The sequence below is a fragment of the Halalkalibacter sp. HAAS-P013 genome (assembly GCF_056619925.1).
The window spans coordinates 88,164-107,207 of the sequence record NZ_JBWQTU010000001.1; the positions used below are offsets into that span (position 1 = coordinate 88,164).

Sequence of the window (19,044 nt, forward strand, 5' to 3'; positions counted from 1 at the left end):
GGTTTTTTGTCTCTTTTATATATATTAACCTAGTTCTTCCCAAAGCTCGTAAAAAGAATATGCTTCTACTAAGGTGACATTAGTCCTCCGTTTATCGGTATGAGTGTAATTATTTCCTATTAAGCGGAATTTATGTAAGTGGGGAGGCGGGTAATAGAAAAAGCAGCTAGACCGTTGTAGGTTCTAGCTGCTAGGAAAGAATGTGTAGGCTAAGGGTATTGATCATACGTTAGAGAACCGCCTAATTGTTGCTCGGTCATTTGAACAAGGCGTTTTGCAATGCTTTCCAGCTATAGTCGGACGACTGATTTTAAGCAATCAATCGCAATGTAAGATGGCTCATCTTCAGCTTTTATTTTTACTTTCTTACAATACCAGTCAATACGATCGACGATTCCTATAAGTTCATGAAACATCCCATCTTTCCAGTAGGTGATTTGAACATCGAGCTCATGTTTGAGTGAATCGGTCACAATAATCCCGATTTCTTCTAACTCTTGTTCGTCTAATTCGGGCTTTGCGACTTTATTTAGTTCTATTCGCCGCTCAAGGAGAGCCTCTTTATGCTCAGGTAAAAACATTCTGCTGCTTTCCCAAAGAAGGTTTCCGCGGTGTAAATGCTGCTCGTTCATTTATAATGTCCTCCTATCTTTTTGGCACGTTCAAAAGCCTGACCAGCCTTTGTCAAAGAAGAAGCTCGAATAAGAGCTGTTGTGCCATATTTCTCTTTTATTCCGTCCATCACATAGCCTAGATCGGTCTTTTTATCTCTTCCTGTATCAAATAGGCTAAGTTGTAGCTCATCATCACGACAAAGTTTTGTTAAGCTAACAGCCAGTCTTCGAATCGGATTTTCGTCCCAAAATTGAAGAAAGATCTTTTCAGCAACACGAAAGATATCCATTACGTAGTTCGTTGGCTCATATAAAGTTGATTGACGATGAAAGCCGCTTCGTATTTCATAGCTAGCCCCGCTGACACTAACGGTTACGGTTTGCCCCATCACGTTTGATTTTCGCGCTCTCATACAAACTTCTTCACAGAGCTCAAGTAAGACAACGCGTATTTCAGCAAGTCCTATGTAGTCACGTGGGAGGGTCATACCATGGCCGATCGCTTTTTGTCCGTCGTGAGAAGAGGTTGTGACAGGGGAAAAGTCCTCGCCGTTAGCTGTCATAGAAAGAACATGCCCATTAATCCCCCACTTGTCCTGTAGACGTTTTAAGGGAACAGCTGCTAATTGACCAATTGTACGAATTCCCATATTCCGTAAGTGACCCGCCATTCGACCCCCAACTCCAAACATCTTCTCAACGGGCAGGGGCCATAATGTTTTTTCTAATTCTTCTTTTTTTAACCAAAAGATACCGGATTTGTTTTTCTTAGAAAAATGATCACAAGCCATTTTAGCTAACACTTTATTTTCTCCGATTCCAATACGCGCTCGGACCTTTGTTTTCTCCCAAATTTGTTGTTGAATCTTCTCAGCCATTTCAAGAGGAGGACCAAAAAGCGTGTGACTGCCGGTTACATCGATGAATTGTTCATCAATGGAAAAAGGCTCTACTAAATCGGTATACTGCTCTAAAATATTTGTAATCTCAACAGAGATAGTAATATAGTCTTGCATTTTTGGAGGGACTACAACTAACTCAAGACATTTTTGCTCAGCTTCCCATAAGCGTTCGCCATTTTTGATGCCGCTTTTCTTTGCTAGAGGACAGGCGGCTAAAATAACTCCCGAACGCCGTTTCGGGTCTCCAGATACAACGAGCGGTTTGTCCTTTAAATGAGGGTATCTTGCTTTTTCAATAGATGCATAAAAAGATTGCATATCAACAAGAAAGATTGTTTTCATTGAATTCACGCTCCATATCAAGAACGAATGTTCGTGTTATTATTATATACGAAAGTACGTTCGGTATTCAACATACATTTTGTGCCAAGTGTTATAATGAAGGCTAGCAAATGTTGAAAGTGTGAAGGAACGTAGGATATGATGGTATAGGATTAGGTCCGTTGTATTTTCAGAAAGGGGAAGTAAAATGAAATATAATGATCAAATGAAAAATAGAGTAAAGCGTGTAGAAGGACAAGTTAAGGCATTAATTCGTATGATGGAAGAGGAAAAGGATTGCAAAGATCTTGTAGCTCAAATGTCTGCTGCAAGAAATGCACTAGATCGAACAATCGGACTTGTTGTGAGCACGAACCTAGAGCAATGTGTCCGTGAACAAATAAACAAAGGTGAAGATACGGAAGAAATGATTCAAGAAGCGGTTAATTTGTTAGTAAAAAGTAGATAGATAGAAGGAAGTGTAACAAATGCAAAAAAGTCCATGAGTGGTTACTACCGAGGTTGTGTACAACTCAAAAGAAGCAAGTGTCTTATCAAATATGACAAAGTGTAATAAAACAGGAATCGTCTTAACATTTGATGATGGCCCGAGTAGATACTTACCCCAATTTCTAGACACTTTAGAAAAAGAGGGAGTGAATGCAGTCTTTTTTTGGCAAACCAGATTGCTCCACCATAATAGGCCATGGAAGCGCGTACTTAATGATGGTCATCTAATCGGTGCTCATACCCAGTGTCACCCGAATCTGACTAAGTTGAGTTTTGCTAAGCAAATGCATGAAATACAAACGAGTAAAGAAGCAATCGAAACCATCACAGGGCAGACCGTCAAGTATTTTAGACCTCCTTTTGGACAGTACAATCGAGATACATTGAAGATCGCAGAGCGTTTACAACTACAGACGGTTATGTGGGATATTTCATCCTTTGATTGGAATTTAAAACAAGATCCTAATCAAATTATAGAAAACGTGGCCGGTCATGTTCAAAATGGTTCGATCATTCTTCTGCATGAACTGGAGCAAACACTTTTAATTTTGCCAAAACTTATTCAAAAGCTAAAAGAGAAAGGGTACCATTTTTCTACGCTGTGATTCTCCCAAGCAGTCCAATAGTTTTAAGCTGCCGAGGGGACTGAAAAAGTAAAACCGAAGGGCACTGGAAAAGTCTCTTTTAGCAATTTCAAAGAAGCAGCAATGGCTCCACACGTTGCGCGCCAGCTATGAGAAGCCCACTCATAGCTGGCTTAAGACAAAGCAACGGTTCCACTCATTGTTTAAAGACCACTGAAAATAGGTGAAAACCGACCTTTTTCAGTAGCCTCTAAAACCAGCTTTTTTAGTAACCTCTTCATAAACCTCCTAGAGTAGGAAAGACTAAACATAATTGGTAAGGAGGAATCGTTATGCTAAATAAAAATGGAACACTCATCCTTTTTTGCTTCATTATTTTAATCACTTGCTCTGCTCCTACATTGGCACAAGAGTCGCAGTTGCCAGAAGCACCGATCTACATTGATAATCAGCCCTTTGAGACACGCTACATAATGAGAGAAGGTCATTTACTCGTCCCGGCGTTATTTCTAAAACATGCCGGTGCCAAAATTAGTTGGAATGAGCAGTATCGCTCTGTTGTGTTTAATCATAAAGACATTCAATTTGCTCTGCCTGTAGGAAGGGATTATGCCGATGTCTACGGTCGTGCCACCGGGACCTGGAGGCGTCAAAATCTTTCAACGAAAACAATTGAATTTAATGGTGACGCATTTGTTCCACTTATTGATGTCGTTCGAAAACTTGGAATGGACGTATCGTATCAAAGAGAGAGAGGACATACATTTATAACAACGAATATTCCAGCGCCTCCAAGTGCTATATACAGAGGAGATCCAGCAAAGAAACAAGTGGCTCTGACCTTTGACGATGGACCGGATAGTTATTATACACCGAGAATATTAGAAATCCTCAACGAAAAAAACGTTCCGGCAACCTTTTTTGTCATGGGCAAACAAATAGAAGAATTCCCCGATATGATGAGGCGAATTGTAAGGGAGGGACATGGGATAGCTAATCACACATGGAATCATCCCAGTATACCGACCGTTATGACATCGACTTTAGTAGAAGAAATACAATCGACTCAAAAAGAGATGATGAAAACAGTCGGTAGAATGCCTGATCTTTTCCGTCCACCATATGGTGCAATGACAAAGTCGGATCACATCGTTCTACATGAGATGGGGATGCGAACCATTATGTGGTCTGTTGATACGATTGATTGGAGTGGTCAATCAGCAGAGGAAATACTACAAATTGTACGTCGAGATATCTCACCAGGTGGGATTATCCTCCAGCATAATTTTCAGTCGGATGCTCGCCTCCTCGATGGAACGGTAGAGGCTCTGCCAAGAATGATCGATGAGTTACAAGCACAAGGATACGAATTTGTTACAGTGCAAACACTTTTAGAAAAGTAAAAACAGAGGCTACTGAAAAGGAAAAAACATCCTTTTTAGTAGCCTCTTAGTGTCAAACCCACTTTTTAGGAGAGGATTTGTAAATTTATGGTTAAAAAGAATAAGACTTCACATAATTGAAAGATTTACAGCACGATTATGTTGGAAATGTTGTGTATAATGGCGGTAACTTCATGAAAGCGGATAACGAAAGGGGAACTATATGAATATATTTATCACAGGTGGAACAGGCTTTTTAGGTACCCAATTTATCCAGGAACTACTAGATTCAGATAACAGAGTTTATGTGTTAGTAAGATCATCTAAGAAGAGCCAAACTTTATTAAATAAAATTCCGAAACATCAACATTCACAAATAGAGATGATAGAAGGACATCTTGCGGACAATCAACTAGGAATCTCTAAGAAAGATCAAAGCAATCTTAAAGGAAAAATAGATGCTTTCTTTCATATAGCAGCATTGCTGTCGTTTGACTTTAAAATGGCAGATCGATTGTATGAAGTAAATGAAATGGGAACAAAACATTCGTTAGAATTTGCAAAAGATATCGGCGTGAAATCTTATTATTATATTAGTACAGCTTATACTCTTGGAAAGAAAAGCATTGCTGATGAATCATTACATGAAATGGACCAAGAATTTAATAATCCATATGAGGAAACGAAATGCAAAGCTGAGCATATCGTCATGTCCTATAGTGAACAGATGAACGTTTCAATTTTCAGACCATCCATTATTGTCGGTCATTCTATAACAGGAAAAACGGATTCTACCTTTGGATTATATGGATTTATAAAAGGACTTGAGATATTTAAGAAAAGAATTTCTAGAGCAGGGAACGATATCGGTAAAAGGTATAATATTATTGGAAATCAATTAGGTACTCAAAATTTAGTGCCAGTAGATTATGTTTGTCGCGTTCTAATGGCTGGGTTAGAAAAGGCAAAAAATAAAACAATTTATCACGTTACCAATCCTAACCCTCCACTAAATCATGAAGGGCTAAAAATGATAGGAGAACTACTAGATTTCCCGCATATTCAATTTAATTCGAAAGAAGATACAGCATTAACAAAAGAGGAAATGATTTTAAATGAGTTCGTATCAAATTTTACCATTTATGTAAATCGGGATATTGATTTTAATATAACCAATACTCAACAGCTGCTAAAGGCGACGAATAACCAAGTTTTAAACATGGATAATGAAATGTTGAGGACGATTATAGATGGATATAAAAAGCAAGATAAGGTACTAGTCTTAGTATAAATTTTGCCCATGAAAAAGGAGAATTCATGTTATATTACAAAACTTATGAGATCTCACCTAAACACGAATGGATTGTTATGATTCATGGGTTAGGCGGAAGTTCGACCATTTGGTATAAACAAATAAAAGACCTCAGGAAGCATTATAATTTGCTATTAGTAGAACTAAGGGGACATGGAAAGTCCTCTAATAGAAAAACAAAGGATGAAAGGTATACTTTTGCACAGTCTAGCAAGGACGTAGTAGAAGTAATGGATCATTTAAATATAAAAAAAGCCCATTTTATGGGGATTTCCTTAGGCAGCATTGTCATTAGAAATATAGCCTATTCTTTTCCGGAAAAGGTAAAGTCAATGATCCTCGGAGGATTAATTATAGGATTTAATCTTCGCTCTAGGATCTTAATTACTGCAGGAAATTTAGTAAAAAAACGAATACCTTATATGTGGTTGTATAATTTATTTGCTTGGATTATGATGCCAAGAAAACAACATGAGGAATCAAGACAGTTATTTGGAAGAGAAGCAAAAAGGATGAACCAAATGGAGTTTATTAAATGGTTTCGAATAACAAGAGATGTGGACTCGAATCATCAGGAAATCCAAAATAGATATTTAGAAATTCCAACATTATGTATCATGGGAGAAAATGATTATATGTTTCTTCCAAAAGTAAAAAAAGAAATTAATCAGACATTTCCTGGCCAGTTAATCGTCATAGAAGAAAGCGGGCACGTTTGCAACGTGGAAGCACATGAACATTTTAATGAAGTATCATTAGATTTCATAAGAACAAGTAGTGAAAACCAGATAGCAGGATAAAAAGGCATGGCTTCGTTCAAATGAACGCATTTCTTTTACTTTAGAATTCCCTATAAAATAGTGGAATTCTTTTTTTATTGACGCCTGACTAGTGTTTCTTAAGGTCCCTTTAGGGGTCAATGGGATTATTACAGATCGACCAGACTTGTTGCTACAAGTGTTAGAAGAGCTGGAAAGTAATCTAACAAATGGTATGTAACATTTAGATTGAATTTACTGCGGTAGGCAATCACCCTTGTAAGAATACTTACATATGTTGTGGTAAAAGCGGAAAGGGTGATTGGATGAAAGGAAAAGTTCAAAACTTTTATGCAGGAGGAAACACAGCAAAGGGATTTTACAGTTTATATGATTCTGCATTAGAAGATTTAGAGCGTCTTTTTATTTTAAAAGGAGGGCCTGGGACTGGAAAATCCTCTTTAATGAAGGCAGTCGGACAACAAATGGTAAATAAAGGTCTTAATATTGAGTTCTTACATTGTTCCTCAGACAACGAATCGATTGATGGAGTGATTATTCCTGACTTTGGGGTTGGAATTGTCGATGGTACAGCTCCTCATGTAATTGAACCGAAAGCACCTGGTGTCATTGAGGAATATGTGAACTTGGGTGTGGCGTGGGATTCAAACAAATTGCAACAGCATAAAAAAGAAATACTTACATTAAATCAAAAAATTTCTGCTACCTTTCAAACCGCTTACGATACATTTTCGGAAGCATTAAAGGCACATGATGATATTGAAGATATCTATATTTCTAATATGGATTTCACGGAAGCAAACCAACTTACGGATGAGTTAATCTCACGTTTTTACGGAGAGAATTCAGACACAAAACAAGCGAAAGTAAAACACCGTTTTTTAGGCGCTGCCACCCCAAATGGAGCAGTAGACTTTATTCCAAATTTAACTGAGGATATTAGTAAACGCTATTTTATTAAAGGAAGAGCTGGATCTGGAAAATCGACGATGCTAAAGAAAATAGCAGCTGCAGGTGAAGAGAGAGGCTTTAATGTTGAAGTGTATCATTGCGGTTTTGATCCAAATAGTTTAGATATGGTCATTGTAAGAGAGCTGGGCTTTGCCATTTTTGATAGTACGGCTCCGCACGAATATTTCCCTGATCGTGATTCAGATGAAATCATTGATATGTATACAAGATGCATCACGCCAGGTACAGATGAAAAGTTTTCAACAGAAATCGAGATAACGACCAAACCATACAAAGACAAAATGAAAAAAGGAATTTCCTATTTAAAAGAGGCGAAAGCTCTCCGTGATGAATTAGAAGCTTTCTATATTGAAGCGATGGATTTCACTAAAGTAGAAGAAATTCAAAAAGAGATTCTAGCAGAGATTGAACAATTGGTTGGAAAGTAAGAGTAGAAAAGGGGAGTATATCAAAAGGTCAAAAACAGACCTTTTGAGACACCCCCTCTTCTTTAGGTAGTAACAGGTACTTTAGGTTCGTTCAGTAAACTATGATTCCAAGAATTTTTTTCGATATAGAGCGAGTGCCATACCATAAAGCACAAAATCACCCAAATCTTTCTACTATTATCCTTTTTGCCTTGTACATGCTCGTCTAACAATTTTACTGTTTCTTCCCTTTTGAATAAATACTCTGTTGGACTAGTTAATAGAAGGTTCCGGGCCCAATCGTAGAGCTCGTCCTTTAACCAGTGACGGATTGGTACAGGAAATCCAAGTTTCTTTCTGTGCAAGACGGATTCAGGAATAAACTCGCTCATAGCCTCTCTTAGAACGTACTTCGTCGTTCCATGAGAAATCTTAGCATAGGTAGGGATCTCACTTGCAACAGCGAATACTTCTTTATCTAAAAAAGGAACTCGTAGTTCAATGGAATGAGCCATTGTCATACGATCTGCTTTAACAAGGATGTCGCCAGGGAGCCACGTATGAAGATCAATGTATTGCATTTTTGAGGAGTCATCAAATAGCGCCGCTTCGTCGTATAGATTTCTTGTCATCTTAATAAACGGATTAGATGTATCATAGACGGTGAGTAAGTGCTGTTTTTCAAGCTCACTCAAAATATTAGCATTTCCAATATACCGCTCAGACAAAGGAGTGGTTCCTCTTAACAAATAGCTTTTTCCTTTCATCCCTTCAGGCAATCCTAATGCCACTTTATGCAAAAGTGATTTCATAGAACCAGACATATAATTAAACCAATTTAACGCCAAGGGCTCACGGTAAATATTATAGCCACCAAACAATTCATCTGCTCCCTCACCAGAAAGGACAACCTTTACATGTTTGCTAGCTTCTTTGGCAACAAAATAAAGAGGAACGGCAGCAGGGTCTGCAACCGGATCATCCATATGCCAAATAATGTTAGGAAGCTCTTTCATAAATTCTTCCGCTGTAATGATCTTGTGGATGTTTTCTACTTGTAATTTCTCAGCTGTATCTTTAGCAATATCAATTTCACTAAAACCTTGACGGTCAAATCCAACTGTAAACGTTTTTAAGTTCGGATTGTGTTGTTTAGCTAATGCAACGATACTTGTAGAATCAATACCAGATGACAAAAATGCACCAACAGGCACATCACTTCTCATATGTTTCTCGACCGAATCAAGTAAAATGTCCCTTGTTTTTTTAGAATAATGCTTCATGCTTTCTTTGACGGGAGTGAATGTTTTTTTGAAATAACATTCTATCGATACCTTTTGTCCCGGTGATGTGAGCAAATAATATCCTGGAAGAAGCTTTGAGATTTTGTTCGATAAGCACAAAGGTTCAGGAACATATTGATAAGTTAAATAATGTTGTAAGGCCTCTTTTGATAGTTCATCCATTGAGATATAGGAATGAATGCTTTTTTGCTCTGAAGCAAAAAAGAAACGATCTTCGGTCTCAGTATAATAAAATGGTTTAATTCCGAAAGGGTCCCTGGCAGCAAAAAGCGTGTGTTCAACTTTGTCCCAAATAGCAAATGCGAACATGCCGCGAAGCTCTTTCACACACTCTATCCCATGTGAAGCGTACATTGCTAGCAAAACTTCTGTATCTGAATCGGTTTGAAATACAAAGCCTTCATTTATAAGGCTATTTCTTAGTTCAATATAATTGTAGATTTCCCCATTAAAAACGATGTGGTATCTATTTTGCAAAGACATCGGTTGAGTCCCATGTTCAAGATCAATAATGCTTAATCTTTTAAATCCTAATTGAACATGTTCATCTACATAGTGTCCTGTCGAATCAGGACCACGGTGATGAATTGCTTCGATTGCTTTAAACCATGTATGTGAATCAATTGCGGGCATATCCTTTTTTCTACATTCACCTATGAAACCACACATTTATATCCCTCCAGTAAACTTCCATTTAATATGGCTATATAAAATATACTTTATTTTTCAGAAATTACCAGCATTATTTTATTAAATTTAGAGGAGGTAGAAGAATGTTTGCCATATTAGTGTTTTGTATAAACTTAACAAGTGGAGGTGCTACGAATGAATATACAAATTAATATGCAAATGATTATAGTAATTGGAGCAATTTTGATCACGCTCATTGCGGTTGTGAATTGGATTCGTCTTAAAAGCAAACATAATGATTTTACAGAGCTTCTTCTTGATCAAATAGAACATGATTTAGAATTAAGGAAGACTCTTGCAATGGGGTTGTATATGCGCTTTGAAAATGAAGAGCCTAGTAGTACCACGACATATAGTTCGAATTTTTTAAAGGAAGATCCTCTCTCTTTTGAACATTTTGTTGCAGATATTATTGAAGCTAAGTACGGGGGAGATATGTTTGTAAGTAAGGCAAGTGGAGACTACGGCGTTGACTTTGAAAATAGAAGAGAAGATGGCCTTTATTTGGGTCAGGTAAAATGCACGAACAAAGATGTAAGCTTTGAAGCTATTGCTCTCGTGCATTCGAACATCAAAAAATGGGGAGCTGTAGGTGGCTATGTAATTACTACGTCAGGTTTTACAGAAAAGGCAGTTGCATATGCGGATGGGTTAGGAATCGAGTTAATAAATGGGGTGGAATTGGTTACGATGTGGCTTGAAACGATGGAAAGTGATACGGCCTATTTAAAGCAGCTAAACCCATCGGACATTTAAAACGGAATGAAAGAACGGGGTAAAGAAGAGGAAGAGATCGAAAAAAGGCAGGAACTAAGTAGCAACCGTGAGAGGGGGATACCAAACCGCTAACGACTTAACAAGATGGAGCATTGCTGTTTTCCTACAACCTAAATCCAGTACTTAGTTCTGTATTGGTCTAGCTGAGCTTGAATATTATTGTCATGAATAATTTGCTGCAACTCTTGTTCAGTGTATGTTCTTTTATTAATTGTTATTGTAAAAAGTAGAAAATGAAACGTCATATCCATTCCTCCAATACATATAGTCCTTATAAATAAAGGATATAGCAAAAGGAAAGGAATGTCTTCGGACTAGATACTGAAGTTATCTACGACTTAAGAAGGAGGTGCATCAAAAGGTCAAAAAACCTTTTGATGCACCTCCTTTAGCAAGTTCGTTTGCTACTATATGAATTTAATCGTTTTGAATTTAATACCACAATCGCATAAAATACTATGTTTAAGTTGTTTTATTATCGATTGACACTGTGGACAAACTGTTTTCTTAGTTGACATGAAGTTCCCCTTCGCTCATCATAGTAATGTTGTTAATTTAATAATAACATTTATTAAGGAGAAATCAATATTAAATTATAATTACTTTAAAAAACAGAAGAAAAAGTAATGATGCGAACACCATTACTTTTAGTAATTACCATAGGACCTCAAGAACGTTTCCATCAAAAATATTTGTATCAATGTTACAGGTTTCGGCATCAAGACCGTATTGCCATCCACCGATTAAAGCTCCATCAGGGTAACTAGGATTATATGCAGGTGCATTTTCTTCCGTTGTAATGCCTTCATTTGGAGCTGCGGTCCATACATACATTTCATCTAGAATGCTTGGATCAGCATCTACAGCGGCTTCAAATGCTACATAAAGTTCTTCACTTGGGTCAAAAATTCCATAGATTCCAGAACTGTATTCTGATTCTGAAACAACGTCATGCCAGCCTTGGATAAAAGCCGAATCAATAGGATAAATCGGTTCTACATTAGCGAATAATGCTACTCCATCAGGTATCCCGAAGTCTCTTGCCATTTCAAGCGCTGCATTTGCGTGGTCTTGCCCATGTTCATATCCTGTACCATCGTTAAAGTGGTTATAAATAACAAGGATTCGGATATTCTCAGAATGGAGCAAATCAACCTCTTCAGCGGTTAAGCCATACGAAGCTCCTTCATTCGTACCTAAATAACGACCCCAAACTTCGGGGTCACCAAAGTTATTTCGAACGCAAGCAAGCATATCTTCTGTAGTAATACTGGCTGAATCAACACCCCATACAGTTTCAGGAGTTTCTTCATTTCTGTTCCCATTCTCTCCAGTCCCCTTGTCTTTATTGCCAGAGTCTTCACCATTTTCAACTTGGCCGTTCTCTTCTCCGTTTCCATTGTCTCCGTTCTCAGATCCATCGCTGTTTTTTGTTGCATCTGTAATATGATTATTTATCTGATTTGTTACGTTTACATCAACACTAACATTAATATCATTTCCGATGCTATTTGTGACATCATTGTTGTTACTATGAATGTTATTGTCGATGGCATTATCAACATCTGCATTTTCTCCGTTAATATGGTTTTCAATTGTATTATTAACTGAGGATTGGGTAGAGTTGATCTCATTTGTCACATGATTTTCTATATTTGAGTTAGAGGAGTCAATGTGATTTTCAAGAGAGTTATCAACTTCTCCATCCTTTGCATTGATTGAGTTAACAACATGATTTGTGACATTGCTTTCTTTGGATCCATTGTCACTGTTACTGGAATTTGATGATTCATCCTTACCTAAATCGGTTTGTTCTGCCTGTGAGTCATCGGAAGAAGCAGTAACTGGTACAGGTGTATTCGATTGACTAAAAAAGGTAAGGGAGAAAAGAAATAACAGAGAAACGACCCCAAGAACGATAAATGATACGTTTGATCTATTTTTCACTTTTTCACCACCTTTGTTATTCGAAAGTATCATACGTAATGGGACAGACTTCGGTGAATGAAATAGGCATTTAACTTGGATAATTGATGTGATTGAACGAAAAGAAGAGTATAATTGAAGAATCAAAGATGGAAAACTACACTTGTAAATACATATATTGAAGTAGGAGGAGTTTGAGGTGCAGCTTGAACGAGTGATTTGCGAAAAAAGAACGTACTCGAAACATTTTAATACACATGACCATACATATGGTCAATTATTGTTTCCTCTTCAAGGAGGAATGCAAATAAAAGTGTATGAACAAGAATTTCAGCTTGAAAATGAGTTCTGCTTCTACCTCCCACCAGGGTGTTTACATACATTTCGTGCGATTAATACGAATGAGTTTTTAATTGTTGATCTACCAGACCATTTATTAATAAAAGAGGAAGGTCAATCCTATGGGAAATATATGAAGTTAAATGAACAGTGGCGATCGATTCGTTATTTGTTGCTTGAAGAGCTACAAAATAAAGGTTCTTCTTCTGCTTCGTTAACTTATCTAGGACGCTACATTAGTGAAAAATTCAATGAAAAAACAGAGAAATCAGTTCAATATATACATGACCACTATGCGGAAAAAATTTCGATTGAGGAGTTATCTAGGCTAGGACACTACCATCCATCCTATTACACAAATTGGTTTAAAAAATTAACTGGCTTGAGTCCAGGAGCCTATATTCAGCAGGTCCGGTTAGAGGAAGCAAAGCGATTGTTGGTTCAAACAACGTTATCAATTACAGAGATTTGCAATGAAGTTGGTTTCGAATATCCCTCATCTTTTACACGAGCTTTTATCCGAAATGTAGGCATTTCACCTCAAATGTACAGGAATAGCTTTAAAAAAGTTAAATAAGATATGAAAAAATGTAATGCAGCCTTTTTTTGTAAAGGTACAATAGATAAACGAAGTACTTCTTTAGGGGGGAGATAAATTGAAAAATGTTTCCGTATTGTTAGTGTTAGTTGCTGCTATATTATGGGGAACAACGGGTACAGCACAAACTTTTGCTCCTGAAAATGCACATCCAGTTGTAATTGGAGCCGTTCGACTAGCAGTAGGGGGGGTTGCGCTACTGTTATTTGTTGTCATTCAAGGGAAATTAACGTTGGAAAATTGGCCAGTCAGTGTAACGCTTGTAGCTGCATTAAGTATGGCTGCATATCAGCCTTTGTTTTTTCAAGCGGTGTCGATGACAGGAGTAGCAGTAGGGACAGTGGTTGCAATTGGCAGTGCTCCCATTTTAGCTGGTATTTTAGAGTGGCTTGTCAGAAGTAGGTTGCCAAATAAAAAGTGGTGGTTGGCTACGATGGTGGCGATTACGGGAAGTTTACTCCTTTTTTCAAATACAAATGAGGGTGAAATGAGTATCAGTCCTCTTGGAATCATTATGGCACTTGGAGCAGGATTATCATTTGCCATTTATACACTCGTTAGTAAGCAGTTGCTAGAACGACACGCCTCTGAAGTAGTTGTAGCAGTAGTATTCACCTTAAGTGCATTCATGTTAACGCCGATTCTTTTTATTTATGACTTATCATGGTTGTTTCAAGTGAATGGAGTTGGTGTAGCTCTACATCTTGGCGTTTTTGCTACAGCAATTGCATACCTCCTCTTTGTCCGCGGTCTTACTGGGATTACAGCCTCTTCTGCGGTAACTTTTTCACTTGCAGAACCTCTAACGGCAGCTGTGCTTGGAGTCTTTCTTGTCGGAGAATATTTACCGTTCTTGTCATGGGTTGGTGTTGGATTGTTATTTGTAGGGCTTGGAATCCTGTCCTATACACCGAAAAAGGTGCCATCAAAAGAAGTAGATAAGCAAGTATCCTAGTCACTAATGAATGAAAATGCGTCTAGACACCGGACGCATTTTTTTATAATTAATGATAAAATTTCACCTCATCTTGGTCATCTCTATTTCTTGTTTGTCCGATTCCTTCTTCAGCAACTTTTATTCGAAATTTCTCATATAAATACAAAGCTACCATTTCAAATCTCTCTTGATCGGGCATATCGTCAACCAACTTTTTTATATCTCTATCATTGAAATCATGCAGAATTCCGTTAATAATAATTAGCGCATCTTCCTCATCCCCAGTTAAATGATTTTTATATAGTTCATACAATTCGTCAACAAATTTCATTTTATTTTCACTCCTGCTTATTATGAAAGATACTGTTAGAATGAGTTGAACGAACCGCATTTATTCCTAAATTTTTACTAACTTCCAATTACTCACTAATGAAATGAACAAATAGCCCATGTAAGATAAAGTGGGAGGTGGTGCATATGTTTATTTCTCCAATGTTGTTACAAGAGTCAACTTCTCCGCCGGAAGATTATGCAAATGTCATTACTGAATTAAAGTTAGATGGGGTCCGGCTAATATATAATAACGTATCGGGTAAGCCAAAATTATTCACTAGACATAGTCTCGAGGTCACTCATTTATTTCCAGAAATTACAAAGACTCCTCTTCCAAAAGGAATCGTTTTAGATGGAGAAATCATCTCAGTAAATGCAGAAAACAAACCAGATTTTCCGCGTTTGATGGAAAGGTTTAGATCCGATAAGCTGAATGCAACAATACCAATACAATATGTAGCTTTTGATCTGTTATTCTATAAAGGCAAACAAATTACTCAGCTACCACTTATTAAACGGAAAACATTATTAAATGAAGTTATCCCAACAGATATCATCACAATTGTGAGCTCTCAATGGGTAGAGGGCAATTCTCAGACGTACTTCGAAGTTGTAAAAGAATACGACCTTGAAGGTATTATTGTCAAAAAGCCACAATCGAAATATCAAGTGGGAAAACGTTCAAAAGACTGGTTAAAAATTATTAACTATAAATACAGAATGGGAAAACGTTCTGAGTTGGTCGGAAAAGAGACAGGACTTCTCCTATACAATCAAGTAGGATACAAGCTTCAGCATATGGAGTTTAAAACCCAAAAAAATAGAGAGAAGCTATATGAAAAATACCGACAGTTTCTAAAAAATATTAGTTGAAAATTGACTCCAATGTATTAAAGGGAGTCAATTTTTTATTCTAATTATCAGATTGTTAAGACTATACATATTCGTTTACACATGATATGATAGATTTAGTGAAAATGATTCTAATTATCAATTGGTGATAGGAGAAAGAGCCATGCGGAAAGTCTATTTCTGTAAAGAGAATGAGTTCAAAACAAAGAAAACTTACAAGACTCTTAAAGGAAAATATCCTGACGTAACAATTAAACGAAAAGGCTGTCTCGGTAAGTGTAAAACGTGTAAGAGCTGTCCATTTTCCTTGGTTGATGGAAAAGTATTTTCATGTGAAACCGGAGATGAATTGTATAAAAAATTAAATAAGCGGCTGGATAAAGTGTCCATATAAAAAAATCTTACGAAAAGCTGGGCTGTCCCAAAAGTCCAAAAGAGAGGAGGCAATGGCTCCGTTCGCTACTCGCCGTGAGTGTGTAACCCACTCCTCTCAAGGCTTTTAAAAGATGTAGCGACTCCGCTCATTGCTTAGGGGGTGTCCCAAAGGTCAAAACAGACCTTTGGGACACCCCCTTTTTGATGGATTTAAAATACACGTTAGATAATCTGACATCATGTGCTTTTTTGTTTGGATATTCAGTTAAGATGAAGGAAGATACGTTTCACCTATTTCAGTAGTGAAAAGGGGTTGAACAAATTGTTTAAACAATCGGGAGAACAATTTTTACAGGAAAAATACAATACTGAAAAGCGTGCTAAGGCATTTTATAACAATCAGATGTTATCACATGTAAATGAAGCGATGAAGGAATTTATTGAAGCACAAGAGATGATGTTTATTTCAACTGCTGATAGAAGTGGGAAATGTGATTCATCCTTTCGTGCAGGTGAAGCAGGATTTGTCAGAGTGATCAATAAAAATATGGTTATGTACCCAGAATATCGGGGAAACGGCGTCATGGCAAGTATGGGTAACATTATCGAAAACCCTCATATTGGTTTAATGTTTATTGATTTCTTTCATAGTCGCTACGGTTTACATGTGAATGGGAAAGCTTTTATATGCGAAAATAAGGAATTAGATACATTACAATTAACAAAGAAGATGAAGGAAGATATTCTTCTAAGAGAAGGAGAAAAAGCGGAGAGGTGGGTTGTTATTGAAGTCGAAGAGACATTTATACATTGTTCTAAGCATGTCCCTAAATTACAAAAGATAGATAACCTAAGTAGTGATTTGAAAAATAAGAAGGGAGGAGATTTTTTCAAAGTGAAAGAAAGCAAAAAGCAGGTTGGAGTTAACCGCTAATGAAGAATAGGCTGAAACAAAGCTTAACTATTGCTGAAAAAGAATAGTTAAGCTTTGTTTCAGCTTTTTTATATAGCTCATTAAGCATTCTGCTCATGAAAAGTAAAAATTTCTAGTAAATCATGTTTGTTTGTAACTACATCTGCTAAAGTATATTTATCGAGAACACTTAAATAAGCTTGAAGTGCCTCATTTAATGCGAACTTTAATTTGCAAGCAGAGCTAATAATGCATGTGTTATTTTTCCGATCAAAACATTCAACAATGTGTAAGTTCTCCGTTTTTCGAACAACAGAGCCAATATTAATATCTTTTGCGTCTAAAGCTAATTTGATCCCTCCATTCTTTCCTCGAATCGTTTTAATTAATCCAAGTTGACCTAATTCATAAACGACTTTACTCATATGGTTATTAGAAATGTTGTAAATTGTTGCTATATCCTTAATCTTTGCCAATTCAAGGTTATCTCTTGTACTCAAATACAAAAGAGTACGTAACGCATAGTCTGTATAGCTAGTTAGATGCAAGGGACTCACTCCTATTAACACAATATTGTTATAGTAAGAACGTATTCATAAGCGCAAATTCGACTTTAATATGAAAGGACGAAGAGTTACGCTTACTTATACACTCATCGTACATGAAATGGAGAAGATTGTCTGTAATTATGTATCAATTAGTTAGGGGAAAACGAAAAAACTGTGTTAGATTTAATAACATTGATATAGTATTTTATCAATAATTGAAAAAATGTTAGTTAGGGGAGGAGTAGAAAAACGGAGAGCACTGAAAAGGTAAAGCCACCTTAATCAGTGCGATGAATGCCTAAAATAAACCTGTAAGACAGAAAGGGAGCTTGTTTAATTATGAAGAGTGAATCGACACTTTGATTTGCCGCAATCTTTTGTCATCAGATGATTCTACTTCAAGCTCCACATGTTCATATGTGAATTGCTCACCCTCCCTAGGAATACGCTCGAATCTCTCTGTTAACCAGCCTCCTAGAGTGTGGTAAGAAGAATTAGGTAATTCTACATTTGTTAACCTTGCAAAATCATCAAGAGGAAAATCGGCAGAGATTACATAAGTATGTGAGTCAAGTTGACTAAAGGGTTTTATCTTTTCATCGTGTTCGTCCCAAATTTCTCCGACGATCTCTTCTAGTATATCTTCGAGGGTAACAAGTCCAGCTGTTCCGCCGTATTCATCAATCACAATAGCCATATGTGTTTTTTGTATTTGAAGCTGTGGTAATAAAGTTGATACTTTCATTGATTCAACTACAAATAAAGGATCACGTAAAAGATCTGTTATCTGGGTTTCACTTTTCATAAGTAGAGATTTAAGAAAGTCTTTTTCTGAAAGAATACCGACGATATTATCAATACTTTCTTCAAAGACGGGAATGCGAGAATAATGTTCACGGAAGAATACTTCTTTAATGTCGTCAATCGAACTTTTTACGTTTATCGCTACAATGTCTGTTCTTGGTTTAATAATTTCTGCGACAATAATGTCATTAAACTCTAGTGAACGATGAACGAGTTCCTTTTCGTGACTTTCAATAACTCCTTCTTCTTCGCTAATATTAATCATCACTTTGATTTCTTCTTCCGTCATAGAAGGATGATGCTCCTTTTTTCTTATAAACCTTGAAACCCCTTTACGCAATTGAATAAAAGCCCATGTAATTGGTTTGAATATAGTAATCAAGAGAGTCATGATACCTGAGGTTTTCAAAGTATAGGACTCAGCATATTCTTTTGCAAATGACTTAGGTAATATTTCACCAAATATTAAAACAAGAATGGTCAACACAACAGTACTAATAAAAACCCCCATATTAGGACCAAACAATTGTATAGCTAACTGCGATGATAAGGTAGCAGCTGCAATGTTCACTAAGTTATTTCCAACTAAAATGGTAGATAACGCTTCATCAAAATTGTTTGAAATATGTAAGGCTTTTTTGGCACCCCTAAAGCCTTCATCGCTATAATTTTTTAAACGTATTCTATTTACACTTGAATATGCAGTTTCAGCAGAAGAAAAAAAAGCAGATATAGCTAATAACGAAATTAATAAAATAACGATATTTATGGGCACTTCAGACAAAATATCACCCCTCAAACAGATAAAGAAGGATTAGAAAATCCAAATGTAAGAATAATTACTTAGGTAAAGTATTCCCAACTT

General features: G+C 36.7%; 20 protein-coding genes. 12 read left to right on the plus strand and 8 right to left on the minus strand.

All coding sequences use genetic code 11. The annotated features are described in order from the left end of the window. Window positions 1-290: 290 nt before the first annotated feature. Together AC1FXP_RS00500 and AC1FXP_RS00505 are read right to left on the minus strand one after the other, a co-directional pair. Entirely contained in the window at window positions 291-632 is a 342-nt protein-coding gene (locus AC1FXP_RS00500) for a YolD-like family protein (RefSeq protein WP_480057987.1), read from the minus strand. Continuing rightward, window positions 629-1,858, minus strand: a complete 1,230-nt coding sequence (locus tag AC1FXP_RS00505; protein WP_480057988.1) for a DNA polymerase IV — start codon at window positions 1,856-1,858, stop codon at window positions 629-631. The genes AC1FXP_RS00500 and AC1FXP_RS00505 overlap by 4 nt, the downstream gene beginning before the upstream one ends. A gap of 187 nt (window positions 1,859-2,045) precedes the next feature. Between AC1FXP_RS00505 and AC1FXP_RS00510 the strand changes: the two genes are divergently transcribed. The 6 genes from AC1FXP_RS00510 (at window position 2,046) to AC1FXP_RS00535 (ending at window position 7,804) form a co-directional block, all read left to right on the plus strand. Continuing rightward, window positions 2,046-2,306 (plus strand): metal-sensitive transcriptional regulator, encoded by a 261-nt coding sequence (locus AC1FXP_RS00510; protein WP_250097275.1) that lies wholly within the window; start codon window positions 2,046-2,048, stop codon window positions 2,304-2,306. Window positions 2,307-2,397: 91 nt separating this feature from the next. Further along, window positions 2,398-2,952 (plus strand): polysaccharide deacetylase family protein, encoded by a 555-nt coding sequence (locus tag AC1FXP_RS00515; RefSeq protein WP_480057989.1) that lies wholly within the window; start codon window positions 2,398-2,400, stop codon window positions 2,950-2,952. 311 nt (window positions 2,953-3,263) lie between these two features. After that, window positions 3,264-4,334: a polysaccharide deacetylase family protein gene (locus AC1FXP_RS00520; RefSeq protein WP_480057990.1), complete on the plus strand. Its 1,071-nt coding sequence runs from the start codon at window positions 3,264-3,266 to the stop codon at window positions 4,332-4,334. Between the two features lie 202 nt (window positions 4,335-4,536). Further along, on the plus strand, window positions 4,537-5,604 hold the full coding sequence (locus AC1FXP_RS00525; RefSeq protein ID WP_480057991.1) for an SDR family oxidoreductase: 1,068 nt from the start codon (window positions 4,537-4,539) through the stop codon (window positions 5,602-5,604). A 26-nt stretch (window positions 5,605-5,630) separates the two neighbouring features. Beyond that, window positions 5,631-6,425 (plus strand): alpha/beta fold hydrolase, encoded by a 795-nt coding sequence (locus AC1FXP_RS00530; protein ID WP_480057992.1) that lies wholly within the window; start codon window positions 5,631-5,633, stop codon window positions 6,423-6,425. Between the two features lie 284 nt (window positions 6,426-6,709). Continuing rightward, the gene (locus AC1FXP_RS00535; RefSeq protein WP_480057993.1) at window positions 6,710-7,804 is read left to right on the plus strand and encodes a PRK06851 family protein; all 1,095 of its coding nucleotides are present in this window, start codon (window positions 6,710-6,712) and stop codon (window positions 7,802-7,804) included. 62 nt (window positions 7,805-7,866) lie between these two features. Here AC1FXP_RS00535 and asnB read toward each other — a convergent pair whose 3' ends face one another. Beyond that, a complete protein-coding gene (gene asnB / locus AC1FXP_RS00540; protein ID WP_480057994.1) occupies window positions 7,867-9,756 on the minus strand; it encodes an asparagine synthase (glutamine-hydrolyzing) in 1,890 nt (629 codons plus the stop codon). Between the two features lie 156 nt (window positions 9,757-9,912). On the opposite strand from asnB, the gene AC1FXP_RS00545 reads away from it, so the two are divergent. Continuing rightward, entirely contained in the window at window positions 9,913-10,533 is a 621-nt protein-coding gene (locus AC1FXP_RS00545) for a restriction endonuclease (protein ID WP_480057995.1), read from the plus strand. Between the two features lie 131 nt (window positions 10,534-10,664). Here the strand turns inward: AC1FXP_RS00545 and AC1FXP_RS00550 are convergent, their stop codons facing one another. Further along, the gene (locus AC1FXP_RS00550; RefSeq protein ID WP_480057996.1) at window positions 10,665-10,799 is read right to left on the minus strand and encodes a YrzI family small protein; all 135 of its coding nucleotides are present in this window, start codon (window positions 10,797-10,799) and stop codon (window positions 10,665-10,667) included. Between the two features lie 409 nt (window positions 10,800-11,208). Next, window positions 11,209-12,501: a glycoside hydrolase domain-containing protein gene (locus AC1FXP_RS00555; protein ID WP_480057997.1), complete on the minus strand. Its 1,293-nt coding sequence runs from the start codon at window positions 12,499-12,501 to the stop codon at window positions 11,209-11,211. A gap of 178 nt (window positions 12,502-12,679) precedes the next feature. Here AC1FXP_RS00555 and AC1FXP_RS00560 point away from each other — a divergent pair, with 178 nt between their 5' ends. Further along, window positions 12,680-13,396, plus strand: a complete 717-nt coding sequence (locus AC1FXP_RS00560; RefSeq protein ID WP_480057998.1) for a helix-turn-helix domain-containing protein — start codon at window positions 12,680-12,682, stop codon at window positions 13,394-13,396. 79 nt (window positions 13,397-13,475) lie between these two features. Further along, window positions 13,476-14,372: an EamA family transporter gene (locus tag AC1FXP_RS00565; RefSeq protein ID WP_480057999.1), complete on the plus strand. Its 897-nt coding sequence runs from the start codon at window positions 13,476-13,478 to the stop codon at window positions 14,370-14,372. Between the two features lie 49 nt (window positions 14,373-14,421). Here AC1FXP_RS00565 and AC1FXP_RS00570 read toward each other — a convergent pair whose 3' ends face one another. Beyond that, window positions 14,422-14,685: a DUF6154 family protein gene (locus AC1FXP_RS00570; RefSeq protein ID WP_480058000.1), complete on the minus strand. Its 264-nt coding sequence runs from the start codon at window positions 14,683-14,685 to the stop codon at window positions 14,422-14,424. 146 nt (window positions 14,686-14,831) lie between these two features. On the opposite strand from AC1FXP_RS00570, the gene AC1FXP_RS00575 reads away from it, so the two are divergent. From AC1FXP_RS00575 to AC1FXP_RS00585, 3 genes are all read left to right on the plus strand, one after another. Further along, window positions 14,832-15,560, plus strand: coding sequence for an ATP-dependent DNA ligase (locus AC1FXP_RS00575; protein ID WP_480058001.1), 729 nt, complete (start codon window positions 14,832-14,834; stop codon window positions 15,558-15,560). Window positions 15,561-15,702: 142 nt separating this feature from the next. Beyond that, window positions 15,703-15,933: a DUF1450 domain-containing protein gene (locus tag AC1FXP_RS00580; protein WP_480058002.1), complete on the plus strand. Its 231-nt coding sequence runs from the start codon at window positions 15,703-15,705 to the stop codon at window positions 15,931-15,933. 303 nt (window positions 15,934-16,236) lie between these two features. Continuing rightward, the gene (locus AC1FXP_RS00585; RefSeq protein WP_480058003.1) at window positions 16,237-16,848 is read left to right on the plus strand and encodes a pyridoxamine 5'-phosphate oxidase family protein; all 612 of its coding nucleotides are present in this window, start codon (window positions 16,237-16,239) and stop codon (window positions 16,846-16,848) included. 80 nt (window positions 16,849-16,928) lie between these two features. On the opposite strand, the gene AC1FXP_RS00590 is transcribed toward AC1FXP_RS00585, so the two are convergent. Then, window positions 16,929-17,375 (minus strand): Rrf2 family transcriptional regulator, encoded by a 447-nt coding sequence (locus tag AC1FXP_RS00590; protein ID WP_480058004.1) that lies wholly within the window; start codon window positions 17,373-17,375, stop codon window positions 16,929-16,931. 337 nt (window positions 17,376-17,712) lie between these two features. Further along, the gene (locus tag AC1FXP_RS00595) at window positions 17,713-18,963 is read right to left on the minus strand and encodes a hemolysin family protein (protein ID WP_480058005.1); all 1,251 of its coding nucleotides are present in this window, start codon (window positions 18,961-18,963) and stop codon (window positions 17,713-17,715) included. Window positions 18,964-19,044: the final 81 nt, after the last annotated feature.